Annotated in this window: 13 protein-coding genes; 6 read left to right on the forward strand and 7 right to left on the reverse strand. The window is 70.9% G+C overall.

What is annotated here, in order from left to right; all coding sequences use genetic code 11:
- Positions 1–213 precede the first annotated feature (213 nt).
- The gene (locus tag AC6CKD_RS34765) at positions 214–2,394 is read left to right on the forward strand and encodes an MMPL family transporter (protein WP_498332946.1); all 2,181 of its coding nucleotides are present in this window, start codon (positions 214–216) and stop codon (positions 2,392–2,394) included.
- 531 nt (positions 2,395–2,925) lie between these two features.
- Entirely contained in the window at positions 2,926–4,419 is a 1,494-nt protein-coding gene (locus AC6CKD_RS34770) for a peptide MFS transporter (protein WP_498332948.1), read from the forward strand.
- A 30-nt stretch (positions 4,420–4,449) separates the two neighbouring features.
- Here the strand turns inward: AC6CKD_RS34770 and AC6CKD_RS34775 are convergent, their stop codons facing one another.
- Positions 4,450–5,193: a GbsR/MarR family transcriptional regulator gene (locus tag AC6CKD_RS34775; protein WP_498332949.1), complete on the reverse strand. Its 744-nt coding sequence runs from the start codon at positions 5,191–5,193 to the stop codon at positions 4,450–4,452.
- Between the two features lie 250 nt (positions 5,194–5,443).
- On the opposite strand from AC6CKD_RS34775, the gene AC6CKD_RS34780 reads away from it, so the two are divergent.
- Complete coding sequence (locus tag AC6CKD_RS34780) at positions 5,444–6,115, forward strand: DUF4097 family beta strand repeat-containing protein (RefSeq protein ID WP_498332951.1); 672 nt, start codon at positions 5,444–5,446, stop codon at positions 6,113–6,115.
- 14 nt (positions 6,116–6,129) lie between these two features.
- Here the strand turns inward: AC6CKD_RS34780 and AC6CKD_RS34785 are convergent, their stop codons facing one another.
- Both AC6CKD_RS34785 and AC6CKD_RS34790 read right to left on the reverse strand, forming a co-directional pair.
- Complete coding sequence (locus AC6CKD_RS34785; protein WP_498332953.1) at positions 6,130–6,522, reverse strand: DUF4267 domain-containing protein; 393 nt, start codon at positions 6,520–6,522, stop codon at positions 6,130–6,132.
- A 125-nt stretch (positions 6,523–6,647) separates the two neighbouring features.
- Entirely contained in the window at positions 6,648–7,565 is a 918-nt protein-coding gene (locus AC6CKD_RS34790; protein WP_498332954.1) for an alcohol dehydrogenase catalytic domain-containing protein, read from the reverse strand.
- Positions 7,566–7,686: 121 nt separating this feature from the next.
- Between AC6CKD_RS34790 and AC6CKD_RS34795 the strand changes: the two genes are divergently transcribed.
- Positions 7,687–8,166: a winged helix-turn-helix transcriptional regulator gene (locus tag AC6CKD_RS34795; RefSeq protein WP_498332956.1), complete on the forward strand. Its 480-nt coding sequence runs from the start codon at positions 7,687–7,689 to the stop codon at positions 8,164–8,166.
- 84 nt (positions 8,167–8,250) lie between these two features.
- Here AC6CKD_RS34795 and AC6CKD_RS34800 read toward each other — a convergent pair whose 3' ends face one another.
- The gene (locus AC6CKD_RS34800) at positions 8,251–8,994 is read right to left on the reverse strand and encodes a class I SAM-dependent methyltransferase (RefSeq protein ID WP_498332958.1); all 744 of its coding nucleotides are present in this window, start codon (positions 8,992–8,994) and stop codon (positions 8,251–8,253) included.
- A 196-nt stretch (positions 8,995–9,190) separates the two neighbouring features.
- Positions 9,191–9,637 (reverse strand): anthrone oxygenase family protein, encoded by a 447-nt coding sequence (locus AC6CKD_RS34805; protein ID WP_498332960.1) that lies wholly within the window; start codon positions 9,635–9,637, stop codon positions 9,191–9,193.
- Between the two features lie 90 nt (positions 9,638–9,727).
- On the opposite strand from AC6CKD_RS34805, the gene AC6CKD_RS34810 reads away from it, so the two are divergent.
- A complete protein-coding gene (locus tag AC6CKD_RS34810) occupies positions 9,728–10,306 on the forward strand; it encodes a TetR/AcrR family transcriptional regulator (RefSeq protein ID WP_498332961.1) in 579 nt (192 codons plus the stop codon).
- An 11-nt stretch (positions 10,307–10,317) separates the two neighbouring features.
- Here the strand turns inward: AC6CKD_RS34810 and AC6CKD_RS34815 are convergent, their stop codons facing one another.
- Positions 10,318–11,289 carry an aldo/keto reductase gene (locus AC6CKD_RS34815; RefSeq protein WP_498332963.1) on the reverse strand — a complete coding sequence of 324 codons (972 nt, stop codon included), beginning with the start codon at positions 11,287–11,289 and terminating at the stop codon, positions 10,318–10,320.
- Positions 11,290–11,434: 145 nt separating this feature from the next.
- Between AC6CKD_RS34815 and AC6CKD_RS34820 the strand changes: the two genes are divergently transcribed.
- Positions 11,435–11,812: a MerR family transcriptional regulator gene (locus AC6CKD_RS34820; RefSeq protein ID WP_498332965.1), complete on the forward strand. Its 378-nt coding sequence runs from the start codon at positions 11,435–11,437 to the stop codon at positions 11,810–11,812.
- A 295-nt stretch (positions 11,813–12,107) separates the two neighbouring features.
- Here AC6CKD_RS34820 and AC6CKD_RS34825 read toward each other — a convergent pair whose 3' ends face one another.
- Complete coding sequence (locus AC6CKD_RS34825) at positions 12,108–13,541, reverse strand: non-reducing end alpha-L-arabinofuranosidase family hydrolase (protein ID WP_498332967.1); 1,434 nt, start codon at positions 13,539–13,541, stop codon at positions 12,108–12,110.
- Between the last annotated feature and the right edge of the window lie 848 nt (positions 13,542–14,389).

Genomic DNA, 14,389 nt, shown 5'->3' on the forward strand with positions numbered 1-14,389 from the left:
CGAGTCCGGCTTGAGCCCCGGTCGAGCGCCGCTGTTCGAGCCCGCACCACCGCCGCTCGAGCGCGGCACGCCACACTCCGGTCACCGGCAGCCCTGCCCGCCGGCCATGGCGACCAGCGGAGTCCAGGCACATTCGCCCGGGGCTCGAGCGAGACTCCGGCCGCGCTCGACGCCGCTGTGGAGGTCTGGTCGAGTTGCCTAGACAAGGAGTGCATGGTGACCACCACCCCGGTCAGGGGCGTCGGCAGCCCCGCCACGCCGCCACCCCCGCGCAAGACCCTTCTGGAACGCACCTCGGCCTTCAGCCAGCGCCACCGCTGGACCGCCCTCTTACTGTGGACCGTCATCCTGGTGGGCGTCTGGGGCGGCGCCTCGGCCGTCGGAGACGGCTACCGCGACGACTTCTCACTGCCCGGAACCGAAACCCAGCAGACACTGGAAGTCGTCGCGAAGCACGGCTCCACCCAGGCCGGCGACAGCGTGAAGATCGTGCTGCGCGACCAGGCCGGGATCGCCGGCGCCGACAACAAGCAGCGGGTGACCGCGATGCTGGACGAGGTCGCCAAGCTCCCCACGGTCGACCGGGTCCAGAGCCCCTACACGGAGAGCTCGGCCGTCTCCAAGGACGGCACGATCGGCTACGCCACCGTCGTCCTCAAGGGCAAGAGCGGGCTCATGGAGCGGGCCGACACCCTGAAGATCCTCGACACCGCGCGCACGGCCCAGAGCGACAAGCTCCAGGTCGAGCTCGGCGGTGAGGCCGCCCGCAAGCTCACCGACTCGGGGGGCGGGGCCTCCGAAGGCGTCGGCATGCTCGCCGCCCTGGTGATCCTCGCGTTCATGTTCGGCACGGTCATCGCCGCCGGACTGCCCATCATCACCGCCGTGTTCGCCGTGGGCACCACCCTCGGCGGGGTCGTGCTCGTCTCGCACGTCTTCAACATCGCCAGCTACACCCAGTACGTCCTGATCCTCGTCGGTCTCGGCGTCGGCATCGACTACGCGCTGCTGATCTTCGCCCGCTACCGCGCCGAACTGGTCAGGGGGGCGAGCCCGGAGGCGGCCTCCGCCAAGGCCCTCGACATCGCCGGGCGCACGGTCTTCTTCGCCGGCTGCACGGTCATCGTCGCGCTGCTCGGCCTGGTGGTGCTGGGCCTCGGCTCGCTCCAGGGCACCGCCGTAGCCCTCTCCATGACCGTGCTCGTCACCATGCTGGCCTCGCTCACCCTGCTGCCCGCCCTGCTGGCGATCTTCGGCAAGCGGTTCGCCCGCCAGTTCACCGCGAAGGCGCAAAAGCGCGTCGCCAAGGGCAAGTCGGCCGAGGGAGGGGCCGCCTGGCGCCGCTGGGCGATCGGTGTGCAGCGCCGTCCGCTGGCCGTCCTGCTGCTCTCCGTGGTCGCCCTCGGCGCGCTGGCCGCACCGGCCCTCGGCATGCGCCTCGGTTTCGCCGACGCCGGCAACGACCCCGCCACGTCCACCAGCCGCAAGGCGTACGACCTGCTCGCCGACGGCTTCGGCCCGGGCTTCAACGGCTCGCTCGTCGTGGTCGCCGAGGGCGACAGCCAGGCCGGCGCGGCCCTGTCCGCCAAGCTCAGGGCCACCCCCGGCATCGCCGCGGCCTCGCCCGCCTTCCCGGCGAAGGACCAGCAGGCGTACACCGTCATCGTCTTCCCCACCTCCGCCCCGCAGGACGCCAAGACCTCCGACCTCGTCCACGAGCTCAGGGACAACGTCCTGCCGGAACTCGCCGCGCAGCACAAGGCGACGTACCTCGTCGGCGGCGCCACCGCGGCCGTCGTGGACTACTCCGACGCCGTCGCCCAACGCATCCCGGTGTTCATCTCGATCGTCGTCGGCCTGTCCCTGATCCTCCTGGTGATGGTCTTCCGCTCGATCCTGATCCCGCTCAAGGCCGCCCTGCTGAACCTGCTGAGCATCGGCGCCGCGCTGGGCGCCATGACGCTGGTCTTCCAGGACGGCAGTTTCGGCGTCGAGCCGGGGCCGATCCAGGCCTACCTCCCGATCATGATCTTCGCGATCGTCTTCGGCCTCTCCATGGACTACGAGATCTTCCTGGTCTCCCGCGTCCGCGAGGAGTGGGACCGCACGAAGGAGCCCGACACGGCCATCCGCGAGGGCATCGCCCACACCGGCTCGCTCATCGTCGCCGCCGGCCTCATCATGATCGCGGTCTTCGGCGCCTTCATGCTGGGCGGCGACCGGATGCTCCAGCAGTTCGGTTTCGGGATGGCCGTCGCGGTGTTCGTCGACGCCTTCGTCATCCGCCTCCTGATCGTCCCGGCCGCCATGCAGCTGATGGGCCGCAAGGCCTGGTGGATCCCGGCCGGCCTGGACCGGGTCCTGCCCAAGGTCAACATCGAGAAGCACGGCTGACCCGCCCGCACGGAGCGCACGGCGGCCCGGGACGACCCCCGTCCCGGGCCCCCGCGCGTCCGGCTCCCGCCCCGGCCCGCCGCGCGTCCGGCTCCCGCCCCGGGCCACCGGCCCCGGGCCACCGCGGGTCCGGCCTCCGGCCTCCGGGCCGCCGTTGGCACGCTGCCCGCCGCCGGCCGACCGCGCAGGTCCGGCACGGCTGTAGTCCGTCGCGAGCAGCGGGCGCTTTCATGACGGTGTGCGGGGCGAAGCGCCAGGGCGGCCCCACCGACGGCGGGTAAACCCCCGCCCCGTCGCCGGTGGACCGCCCTGGATCCGGCCATCCCCACTGCGGCGCCTGGGCCCCCCTCCTCAGGCGCCGCACTTCTGTCTCCCGGCCAGTTCCGCACTACCCCGCCCGCCGCGCGAGCCGCCCGCCGCGCGAGCCGTCCGCGACCCGCTTTCGACCGGCCTTCGACCCGTTCCCGAAGGACCCCCGCGACCCTCTCCCCGTACCCGAACGACCGTGCGCACGAGAGGAGCCGAATCCCGATGGCCGCCCCGACCCAACCCCGCCTCGCTCCGCATCAGCCCGAGCGGTCCGCCACCGGACTGCTCGGCCAGCCCCGCTGGTTCCTCACCCTGTGGGGCACGGACATGTGGGAGCGCTTTAGCTTCTACGGCATGGCGGCGATCCTCGTCCTCTTCGCGACCGAGCCGTCCTCCGAGGGCGGCCTCGGGATGTCCAACGAGGACGCGGCCCTCCTCTTCGGCCTCTACATGGCCTCGGTGTTCATCGCCTCCGTGCCCGGCGGCTGGATCGGGGACCGCGTCCTCGGCTCGTACCGCGCGGTCCTCTACGGCGGGGTCATGATCGGACTCGGCCACGTCTCCATGGCCGTGCCCGTCACCGGCTTCTTCTACCCCGGTCTGCTGCTGATCGCGGCCGGCACCGGCCTGCTCAAGCCGAACATGGCGAGCCTCCTGAGCGCCTTCTACGAGCGCCAGGACCGCGCGGGCCGTGACGCCGGATTCGCCGTCTTCTACATGAGCGTCCAGGTCAGCGCCCTCATCGCCCCGCTCGTCGTGGGCGCGGTCGGCGAGGGCGTGAACTGGCACCTCGGCTTCGGACTGGCCGCCCTGGGCATGGGCGCGGGACTTGTGCAGTACGTCCGCGGCGCCCGCCACTTCTCCGGCGTGGGCAGTGCGCCCGAGCGCCTCGCGACCCCGCTCCAGCGCGCCCGCGTCCTGCGCGTCTCCCTCGCGGCCGCCGTCCTCGTACTCGCCGTGTACGGCACGGACGCCCTGCTGGGGTCCTTCGAGATCGGCCACGTCATGGCCCTCATCGGGCTGCTGTGCGTGGTCTCGCCCGTGATCTGCTTCTGGCGGCTCATCCGCAACCCCCTGCTGACCGCGGGGGAACGGACCCGGGTCAAGACCTACATCTGGCTCTTCCTGGCCTCGGCGGTCTTCTGGGCCCTGTTCCTCCAGGGCGGCTCGGTCTTCACGCTCTTCGCCAAGGAGTCCACCGATCGGGAGGTGTTCGGGACCACCGTGCCCGCCAGCTGGTTCCACGCGGCCATCCCGCTCTTCGTCCTGGCCACCGCGCCCGTGTTCGCCTGGCTGTGGAAGCGCTCCGGGGACCGGATCCCCACCGCCGTGAAGTACGCCATCGGCATGGGATCCGCGGGCGGCGCCTACCTGCTCATGGCGCTCGCCGCGCTCGCCGCCTCCGGCGGGGAGCGCGTCTCACCCCTCTGGCTCGTGACGGCCTTCCTGCTCCTGGCCGCCGGCGAGGTCGCCTTCGCCCCCGTGGGCATGAGCGCCACCACGGCCATCGCCCCCGCCACCTTCACCAGCCAGATGGTCTCGCTGTTCTGGCTGTCAGGAGCCCTGGGCGGCGGGGTGGGCGGCAACGCCCTCAAGGTCTCCGGCGACCAGGTCCCGGGCCCGGGCTACTTCCTCGCCCTCGGCCTGGCCGCCCTGGTCGTGGCCACCTCCCTCGTACTGGCCCGCCGCCCCCTGACCCGCCTCCTCGGTGTCTGACCCGGCCGCGGTTCAGCTGCCGGGCTGGCCTTACGGCTGGTGAGGTCGTTCGTCCGAGGGCTGCCCGGCCTTGGTGTGGAGGACTTCGCGGGCCTGCTCCGCGGCGCGGGTTATGCCCTCGCTGACGAAGTCGACGAAGCGGGCGATGTTCTCCAGCCGGGTCGCGGCCGGAGTGCCGGGCCCGAGGACGCCGACGCCCTGTCGGGCCGTTTCCACGAGCAGGGTGTGGGCGCGGGCGCTGGCGATCATCCCCTGGTACCAGACGTCGTCGTCGACGACGTAGCGCTCGCGGCGGCCCTCGCCCGGCTCCCGGCGAACGAGCGACTGGCCCTCGAGGAAGGTGATGGCCTTCGAGACGGACGCCGGGCTGACCTGGAGGCGCCCTACGAGTTCGGAGGCGGTGAGACTGCCCGCGTCGGTGGTGTAGAGCGCGGCCAGCACCCGGGCCGTCATCCTGGACAGGCCCGACTGGATGAAGATGCCGGCGAACGTCTCCTCGTACGCGCGCACGGCCTCGGCATCGCGCCCGTCGGCCTGCGGGGAGGCCTGCGGCCCCCGGGGGGCGGCCTGCCTGCTCCGGTGGGCACGGCGTTCGGTGGCGCGGTGGGCCAGATCGGAGCGGTAGGAGGAGGGGCCGCCGTTGCGCATCACCTCACGGGTGACCGTGGAGGTCGGCCGGTCCAGCCGCCGGGCGATCTCCGCGTAGGCCAGCCCGTCGGCCAGCCCCAGCGCGATCTGCTGGCGCTCCTGCTGCGTGAGTCTGCCTCCCGGCACCGTGATCTCCCTCTGTAGGTCCCGTGCCCTGCCCTGATGATCCCCAGCATAGCGTTCACTCCCAGTCCATTGCAACGCTCGCCCACCCGTCGTTGCATTGAATTCAGGGCCATTGCAACAATAATAGGCGCGTGAACTGCAACAACACACGTTCTACGCAACGAACATGTTGCAGGGTATTGGAATGCAACGTAGCTTTTCTATTGTCGGAAACAAACACCGCAGCACAGCGGAGACACAGGAGAGCATCATGCAGAAGTTCGCCACCACCGCCCCGATCGCCGCCGTCCTCGACATCCCCGCCGGCCGCATCCGCCTCATCGCCGCCGACCGGGCCGACGCCACGGTCGAGGTCCTGCCCGCGGACGCCTCGAAGAGCCGCGACCTGAAGACGGCGGAGCAGACGACGGTCGCCTACGCCGACGGAGTCCTGCGCATCGAGGTCCCCGAGCCGAAGAACCGGATCCTCGGCGCCGCCGGGTCCATCGAGGTCACCGTCCAGCTCCCCGCCGGCTCCCGCATCGAAGCCAAGGCGGCCGCCGCCGAGTTCCGCGGCGTCGGACGGCTCGGAGACGTCGCCTTCGAGGGCGCCGAGGCCACGGTCAAGATCGACGAAGCGGCGAGCGCCCGGCTCACCGTCCAGGCCGGCGACATCTCGGTCGGCCGCCTGGGCGGCCCCGCGGAGATCAGCACCCAGAAGGGCGACATCACCATCGCCGAGGCCGTGCGCGGCACGGTCGTCCTGCGCACCGAGTCCGGCGAGGTCTCGGTCGGCGCCGCCGCCGGAGTCGCCGCCTCCCTGGACGCGGGCACCTCGTACGGCCGGATCCACAATGCGCTGAAGAACACCGAAGGCGCCGCCGACCGCCTCGAGATCCACGCCACCACCTCGTACGGCGACATCACCGCCCGCAGCCTCTGAGCTTCGTGCGGATCTCAGGCGGCTGCCGGCCGCTCGCGCAGCAGCAGTCCCGCGGTCACGGCGACCGTCGCGGCAGCCAGTCCGTGGACGCCGTACGCCGTCGCCGCCGGGCCGCCCGCGTTCAGCACGATCAGCATGTCGCCGACCGGGACGACGGCCATGACCGCCATCGCCAGCCCGAGCGCCTTGCGCTGCCCGGCCGACAGCAGGGCGAGCATCACCAGTCCGAAGCCGATGTCCCGCATGCCCTTGACCGCCAGGAAGCCCTCCCCCTGGTCCTGTGGCCAGGTCGGCAGCCCGAACCCTTCGGCCGTCGCCTGCGGTGCGAGCAGGTAGCTGACCCCGGTGTAGAGGAGGAACAGGCCGCCGAGGACGGCGAGGACGGTGGCGAGGCGCTTCATGGTCATGGCGGGTCTCCTGAGGGTGTCGTACGGCGGGGCAGGACGGAACGGGCAGACGGCGGGCACCGGGTCGCCTCGCGAGGCATCGCAACCGCATCGCCGACAGCGGGGAGCGGGCTGGGACCGGCTGGTCAGGGGCAGATGACGTAGCGGCCGCGGAGGCCGCCCGCGGCGGTGGCCCGGTGGGCTTCGGCGGCCCGGTCCAGAGGGACGACCGCGTGGACGCGGGCCGGAAGGTCGCCCGACGCGGTGCGGCTGAGGAGGCCGGCCAGTCGTGCGCCGTCGAAAGCGGTGACCAGGGAGACGACCGAGATCCCGCGCTCGGCGGACGGTTCGAGGCCCGGCCGCAGTCCGACGTAGGCTCCGCCGTCGCGGACCAGCTTGAGCGCTTCTCCGTTCAACTGGGCGGGGTCGACGACGGCGTCCCATTCCGGCTCGGCGTGCGTGGTGAAGCCGGCGCCGAGGCCGCGGACGAACTCCTCGTCGCCGGCGCGGGCGAGCCCGGTCACCTGCCAGCCGCGCTCCCGGGCGAGGACGGCGACGTTCGATCCGACCGCCCCCGCGGCGCCGGTCACCAGCAGCCGGGCGGCCCCGGCGGGGCCGTCGCCCAGCAAGTCGACGACCTGCGCGGCGGCCAGCCCGTTGAGGGGGACCGTGGTCGCGGCCAGCAGGTCCAGCTCGTCGGGGACCGGGACGACGTCGGCCGCCGCGACCACGATCTGCTCGGCGTAGGTGCCGTAGTCGCGGTCGAAGCCGACCACCAGACCGGCCACCCGGGTGCCGACGGCCAGGTCGGCGCCCGGGCCGGCCGCGTCCACGACACCGGCGAACTCCCAGCCCAGGCCGGTGTGTTCGGGCTGCTGCACCAGCCCGATCGCGTGGAAGAAGCCCGCTGCGACGCCCAGGTCGGTGGGGTTGACGGTCGCCGCGCCGATGGCGACGCGGATCTGGCCGGGGCCGGGCTCGGCGACGGGCACGTCGATGATCTCGATCGAGTCGGGCCCGTTCGGGACGCGGACGACGGCGGTGCGGAAGGTGGCAGCACTCATGGCTTGGTTCCCTCGCGGTGGGGTGATCGCTTACGGGCTCCATGCTGGTTTCGTTAACCTCTGGGCGGAAGCGGGCACTTGGAAGTGCGTAAGCCCCCCTCGGGTGGTGAAGGAGCGATCGATGTCGACACGCACAGCGGCCCAGCAGCGGGCCGAGGAGAAGACGAGCTACAACGCGTTCATAGCGGGCTGCCCCAGCCGCCGGCTGCTCGAGCGGATCTCCGACAAGTGGGTCGCGTTGATCCTCGCGGCGCTCGGCAGCGACGGCCCGCACCGCCCCGGGGCCGACCACGAGGACGGGCCCCGGGCGATGCGCTACTCCGAACTGTCCCGCCGGCTCGCGGGCGCCGGCCAGAAGATGCTGACCCAGACCCTGCGCTCCCTGGAAGCCGACGGCCTGCTCACCCGTACCGTCACGCCCACCGTGCCCGTCACGGTCACCTACGAGCTGACCGACCTCGGTCTGTCCCTGAACCAGGTCATGGCCGGCCTCAAGGACTGGGCCGAAACGCACATGACCGACGTGCTCGCCCACCGCGAGGAACACCACCGCACGGCAGCCGAACACGGAGCCCGTCCGGCTGAGCCGGGCACCGGGTGAACCACCGACGGCGGCCCGGCCCCGGGAAGCTTCCGGGGCCGGGCCGTCACCGCATCCGGTGCGTCGTCAGGCGGTGGATGATCGTCAGGCGCGGCAGCGCAGCATCTCCAGCGGAGGGTTGTCGGCGAGGTCGGCCCAGTGCTCCGCCCCGAACTCCCGCACGCCGGCCTCCGACACCGTCACCGGGATCCAGGTGAGCTCGCTGAAGCCGGCCGCCTTCAGGCAGGTCTCGTACACCTCGCGGCGCGGGAAGTGGGCGACGAACGAGACCGGCGGGTCGAGCAGCGCCGTGGTCCGCACCTTGAAGCCGACCTCGACCTCCTCACCGGTGAGCTCGGTGCGGAAGCCGTACTTCTCCGGGGTCGGCCCGTCGAAGCGGTAGTCGGGCGACTGGTTGATCAGGAAGAGCTCGGCGCCTGGCTTCAGGCTCCGGTGGATGTTGCGGCACATCCGCTCGGTGGTGGCGATGTCCGACGCGTAGTTGAGGAGCTGGACGGCCAGTCCGATGTCGAAGGGCTCCTCGAAGGACCGCAGCTCGGCCGCGTCGCCCACCTCGTAGCGCACACCGAGGGGATCGCGCTCCTCGATCGCCTGCGCTACGGCGACCATCTCGCCGGAGATGTCGATCCCGAGCACGTCGGACGCGCCGCGGCGCTTGAACTCCCGGCTGTAGAAGCCGGTACCGGACGCGAGGTCGAGCACCGACTTGCCCGCCACGTCCCCGACCAGCGCCAGGAACCCGGGCACGATCGCCCACTGCTCCAGCGGAAGGGCCTTGAACCCCTCGTACGCCTCACCGATCTTGTCGTACTGCTGCTGTGCACTCACAGTGCCGTCCTCCCCGTGGTTCCTCACCGTGCAAAGGGGCCCGGCTCCGCCCACGACCGCGACGGACCAAGCCCTCTGACAGGCAGTCTCTCCCAGCCGGGCAGGCCCTCAGCCTTGGCGAAAGCCACAAAATCCACCCCTTCCTCCCGGCCTGGGACACAGCGCGCAACCAGTGCTTGCCGGGGCTGCGGCGGTATCAGGCGAGGGCGGTGACCAGCAGGGTGAACGCGGCGACGATGACGGCGACACGGACGTAGTGGTAGCGGTTCCAGCGGTCCAACTGCTCCTTCCAGTCGGCGGGCCGGTTCTCGGGGGTCCAGGTCTTGTTCCGGTTGTTGATCGGGACGAGCAGCAGGATCGACATGACCACACTGAGGATCAGCAGTCCGGCCGCGGTGACGACGAGTCCGGCGCCGTGGTGGTGCCATCCGGCGACGGCCCAGATCGCGCTGAGGACGACCGAGCCCATGTACCAGAACGGCATCAGGGCGCCGAGCATCCGCCCGCCGTGGGCGTGGCCGAGCTGGCCGCTGTCCTCGGGAAGCGCGTCCAGGATCCGGTTCATGACGAAGAGGACGGAGACCTCCACCCCCACCATCAGGCCGACGACGACGGTGGTGACGACCTCGAGTGCGTCGAGCATGACGATCCCTCCGTGAGCTAGCGTTGCTAGATGATGAAGCGACAGTAGTACTACTGTCGATCGGTTGTCTAGCGATGCTAGAATCGAGGTATGTCGGTAAAGGAACGCAAAGAGCGCGAACGGGCGGAGCGCGAGCGCCTCATCGTGGCGACAGCCCGTGAACTCGCCGAGCAGCAGGGCTGGGACGCAGTCACCACCCGCCGGCTCGCCGAGCGCATCGAGTACAGCCAGCCCGTCCTCTACAGCCACTTCCGCGGCAAGCGCGCGATCATCGGCGCCGTCGCCCTGGAAGGCGCCGCCGAGCTGGCGGCGGAGCTGCGGGCCGCGTCCTCCGCTGCGGACGGCCCGCGCCAGCGGGTCGCCGCCCTCGCCCGCGCCTACCTCGGCTTCGCCGAGCACAACCCGGCGGTCTACGACGCCTTGTTCCAGCTCGACGGCGGCCTGGTGTACGCGCAGGAGGACACCCCCGAGCCGCTGAAGGACGCCTTCGCCGCCCTGCTCGAGTGCCTCGCCGAGGTCGCCGGCGACGGCGTCCACCCGGGGCTGTTCACCGAGGTGTTCTGGGCGGCTCTGCACGGCCTGGCGACCCTGACCCGAGCGGGCCGCCTGCTGCCCGAGGACGCCGAGTCGAGGGTGGAGCTGTTGGTGGACCGGCTCGCCATGGTCTGACACACCGTCTTTTACGCCCGGTCGAGGTGGGCGCGCTGAGCCGCGGTCAGGTCCAGGCTGACGGCGTCCAGGGCCTCGTCGAGCTGGGCGACGGTCGAGGCGCCGACGACGGGCAGGACGGGGAGCTCGCCACCGAGCAGCCAGGCGAGGACGACCTGGTTGGCGGTCGCGCCGGTCTCGGCGGCCACGTCGCGCAGCGCGGCCAACTGGGCCGCCGCGCCCGGGTGGTCGAAGCCGCTCGGGAGGGGCTTGGCGGGATCGGTGTACGCGCCGGCCAGCAGGGAGGTGTAGGCGAGCAGCGTGACCCCGGGTTCGCTGCCGACGTAGTCGAGCAGTTCCGGCGTCACGTGCTCGCAGGACCCGAAGGTCGCACCGGGCCGGGGCCGCAGGTAGGTGTACTGCTGCTGTACGCAGCTGTATCCGGCCACCCCTTGCTCGCGGGCCAGCGCACGAGCCCGGTCGATGCGCCAGGTGACCTGGTTGCTCACACCCAGAACATCAACCGTGCCGTCGGCGACGAGTCCGCCGAACGCCGCGACCGTCTCGTCCAGCGCCGGCCGGCGGTCCTCCATGTGCGCGTACAGGACGTCGAGCCGGTCGGTGCCGAGCCGCTTGAGGCTGCCTTCGACGCCGGCCCGCACGGCTGCCGCCGACAGCCCCTCCGCGGTGCCCGGCCACTCACCGGGGCCGGTCGGCCGGGCGCCGACCTTGCTGGCCAGCACGACCTCGTCGCGGTTGCCCCGTGCGGCGAGCCAGCGTCCTATCACCAGCTCGCTCTCGTCGCCGTTCGCGCCGTCGAGCCAGAAGGAGTAGCAGTCGGCGGTGTCGATGAAGGTGCCGCCACGTTCGACGAACCGGTCCAGCAGGGCGATCGCGCGCTGCTCGCCGATGCGAGTGCCGAACGGCAGGGTGCCGAGGCAGAGCGTGCTCACCCTGGGGCCGGGTGCGCCGTCCGCGCGCACGCCAAGGGTACGGAAACGCATGGGAGTTCCTCCATGGATACAGCAGGGAATGGCGTCGGGCCGCCGGCGCGTGGCGCAGGGAGCCGTGGAAGGAACGGTGCCACCTGGAGCGCGGTCCAGGTCAAACCACTCGGCGGCCCGATACCGCCGATGACATGATCCGCGCATGAGCGCACCCACGACCGGGTACCTGACCCCGGCCGAGACGGTTGAACGGTCCGGCTTCAGCCTGGACACCCTGCGGTACTACGAACGCATCGGCCTGCTGGGCACCGTCCACCGCTCGCACACCGGCCACCGCCGCTTCACCCAGCACGATCTGCAGTGGCTGGCCGTGCTGCGCGCCCTGCGCGACACCGGGATGCCGATCGCCGCCATGCAGCGCTTCGCCGCCCTCGTCCGCGACGGCGACGGGACCTTCGCCGAGCGCCTGGCCTTGTTGGAGGAGCACGACGCGCAGGTGCAGGAGCGCATCGACCACCTGCGCGGACAGCAGGCGTACGTCCGCGAGAAGATCGCCTTCTACCGCCGGGCAACGAACTGACGCCGGCGCTGTGGGGGGCCGAGGGAAGCAGAGGGTGGCCGCGCCGTCCCCTGCCGGGCGCTGACGGGGCTTGCGGCTGGCCGCTCGCCCCACCACCACAACGGCCACGCCGTCGGCGCCGTTCATCGAAAAACGGGCCGCGCCGGTCGTGGGGATGAGGAACCCCAGCCGATGAGCGGCTGGAGTTCCTCAAGGTGGTGAGTACCGGTCAGCAGGCGGAGCCGCCCACGCCGCAGACAGCTCGTCTACACGTCGGCGGACCGCACCCCGTCGCGATCACCGTGGATCAGGCCGGTCAGCGCTGCAGGGTGAGCAGGGCCGGCCGGTACGGCAGTTTCAGGTAGTCAGTGCCATCCGGTGTGCTGGTGGGGAGGCCCTGGTAGAGGAACCGCAGGTTGCAGGGATCGATGGTCATGGTCTGGTCGGGGTTGTTGCGGACCAGGTCACCGTGGCTGACGCCCTTGGACCAGGTGGCGCCGCTGTTGGCAGTACCCGCGAAGGGGCTGCTCTCGCTGCCGGCCTGGACGGTCCACGGACCGTTCAGGCTGGAGGCCGTGAACGAGCGGAAGTAGCGCCCGCTCGCACCCTGCGCCTCGACGATCATGAGGTACTGGTTCTGGCCCTGGACCTTGTAGACCTCCGGCGCCTCGAACAGAAGGTCCCTCGCGTCGCTCATGATCGTCGTGTACGAGGAGCCGAAGTTCCCCGGGAAGTTCCCGATCGGCATGCTCGCCCGGTAGATCTTGCCGTTGTCAGCGGCGAAGAACAGGTACATGTTCTGGTCGTCGGCGATCATGGTCGGGTCGATCGGGGCGTCCCGCTGGTCCCCGGGACCCTCAGGGAGGCTGCCGGTGAACAGCGGCTGCGCGGCGGACCAGCCGTTGGGGTTGGTGGGGTCGCTGGACGTGCGGTAGTAGAGCGGCCACTGACTCCACTGGGTAACCATCACCCAGATGTTCTTGGGCGCGAAGTAGAACAGTTCGGGCGCCACCGCGGGCTCGTTCATGCCGGTCTGGGGGGTCGTCCCCATGTCCGACCAGTTCGTGAAGGGACTGAACATCGTCGAGCCCCACTTCGTTCCGTTGGAGGTGGTCGCGTAGACCAGGTGCTTGCCGTTGTACGTCGTGGTGGTGAAGTCCTTCAGCGCGACCTGCCCGTTCGCCGGCTCCGCCAGCGGACCCGTCGAGGTCCACCGGTAGGTCGACGGAAGAGCACACGTGCCGCCCGTCCCGGACAGCCCGGTCCACTTCTGGTTGTTACCGCCGTGGCAGGACCAGAGCTGCACCCCCGTGCCGTTGGCCGTACCCCAGCCCGCGACGTCCAGGCACAGCCCGGACCGCACGCCGACGATCGTGCCGTCGGAGTTCACCCGCCACTGCTGGTTCTCACTGCCGTTGCACGTCCAGATCTGCACCGGGGTCCCGGCCGTGGTGGCGCCGCCCCGGGCATCCAGGCACTTGTTGCCGTACACGGCCAGCTGGTTGCTGTCCGTCAACGTCCACTGCTGGTTGGTTGCGCCGTGGCAGTCCCAGATATGCACCGCTGCGCCGTCGGTCTGGCTGAAGCCCGCCACATCGAGACACCGGCCGGAAGCAACACTGCGCACGTCGCTGGTGGTGGCCGCCTGAGCCGGGCTGACGACGAGCAACGCCGCCAACGCGGCCAGGGCCGCAACCACGGCGGCGAGCACCGCGGACGGGCGTGGGCGGCTGGAACTTTGTCTGCGCATGGAGATCTCCTTTGTGACCGGATGAGCTGTCACACGTTTTGGGCAGGGGCGACCTGTCCTCGGCACCTGCGGATCCAGCTGGATCCGACATGGCGCGTCGGAGCGGCAACAAGGTGTGGCCCCTGGAGCGTTGGGGGACGCCGGCGCATTGTTAGCGCTAACAATTTACAGCTCGCACATCGGCGTTGGAGGCAGAAAACCAGGGGCCTGAGCGACTGTCAAGATCTTCTACAAGATTCCGAATCCGTCGGATCACTGAAGCAAAATCAGGACGGGCAGCCCCCCGCCCACTTGTGGAGCCGAGACCCAACAACCAACCGGTAGTTCCGGCGCGAAGCCATTCCCCCACGGCGAAGACGCGCACCGCGCTGCCACTGGCGCGCGCCGTCGCGATGGCCCAATGCCCTGGGCCGTCTCTTTCGGATCTTGTCTGGCCCGCGCCGCCCGGCAGCGCGGCGAGGCACGGCACCGAACGACGCGGGCCTGACGGCAAGATCCGAAAGAGACGGCCTAGCGCTCGCGGCGGGCCTGCTCACGCGCAAGGGCCTACCGGGCGCCGCGGACGATGCGGCCATGGGTGGACGACCCCTGCGCGCCCGTCATCCCGACGGACCGTTACCAACACCGGCCCCTCGCAGCCAGCCGCCCACGAAGCGGAAGCCCCCAAGCCCGAAACCCGCGAAGCGTGAGGCCTCACACTCCGTCAGCGGCCGGCACCCCGCCCCGGCTCTGTGAATGCGACTCTGGCTTGTTACTCGTTGTCAGTGGTTGCGTCACTGAAGTGCCCGAAGAATCCCGCAAGTCCCGGAATTCTGACGGTGGCTCGGGTCAGGATAGGAAAGCACTGT

This window comes from Streptomyces sp. GQ60 (genome assembly GCF_059758875.1).

Bases quoted from the DNA above. Each gene is read 5' to 3' on its own strand.
- AC6CKD_RS34765 (WP_498332946.1), top strand. From the start codon at position 214: ATGGTGACCACCACCCCGGTCAGGGGCGTCGGCAGCCCCGCCACGCCG.
- AC6CKD_RS34770 (WP_498332948.1), top strand. From the start codon at position 2,926: ATGGCCGCCCCGACCCAACCCCGCCTCGCTCCGCATCAGCCCGAGCGG.
- AC6CKD_RS34780 (WP_498332951.1), top strand. From the start codon at position 5,444: ATGCAGAAGTTCGCCACCACCGCCCCGATCGCCGCCGTCCTCGACATC.
- AC6CKD_RS34785 (WP_498332953.1), bottom strand. From the start codon at position 6,522: ATGACCATGAAGCGCCTCGCCACCGTCCTCGCCGTCCTCGGCGGCCTG.
- AC6CKD_RS34790 (WP_498332954.1), bottom strand. From the start codon at position 7,565: ATGAGTGCTGCCACCTTCCGCACCGCCGTCGTCCGCGTCCCGAACGGG.
- AC6CKD_RS34795 (WP_498332956.1), top strand. From the start codon at position 7,687: ATGTCGACACGCACAGCGGCCCAGCAGCGGGCCGAGGAGAAGACGAGC.
- AC6CKD_RS34805 (WP_498332960.1), bottom strand. From the start codon at position 9,637: ATGCTCGACGCACTCGAGGTCGTCACCACCGTCGTCGTCGGCCTGATG.
- AC6CKD_RS34810 (WP_498332961.1), top strand. From the start codon at position 9,728: ATGTCGGTAAAGGAACGCAAAGAGCGCGAACGGGCGGAGCGCGAGCGC.
- AC6CKD_RS34815 (WP_498332963.1), bottom strand. From the start codon at position 11,289: ATGCGTTTCCGTACCCTTGGCGTGCGCGCGGACGGCGCACCCGGCCCC.
- AC6CKD_RS34820 (WP_498332965.1), top strand. From the start codon at position 11,435: ATGAGCGCACCCACGACCGGGTACCTGACCCCGGCCGAGACGGTTGAA.
- AC6CKD_RS34825 (WP_498332967.1), bottom strand. From the start codon at position 13,541: ATGCGCAGACAAAGTTCCAGCCGCCCACGCCCGTCCGCGGTGCTCGCC.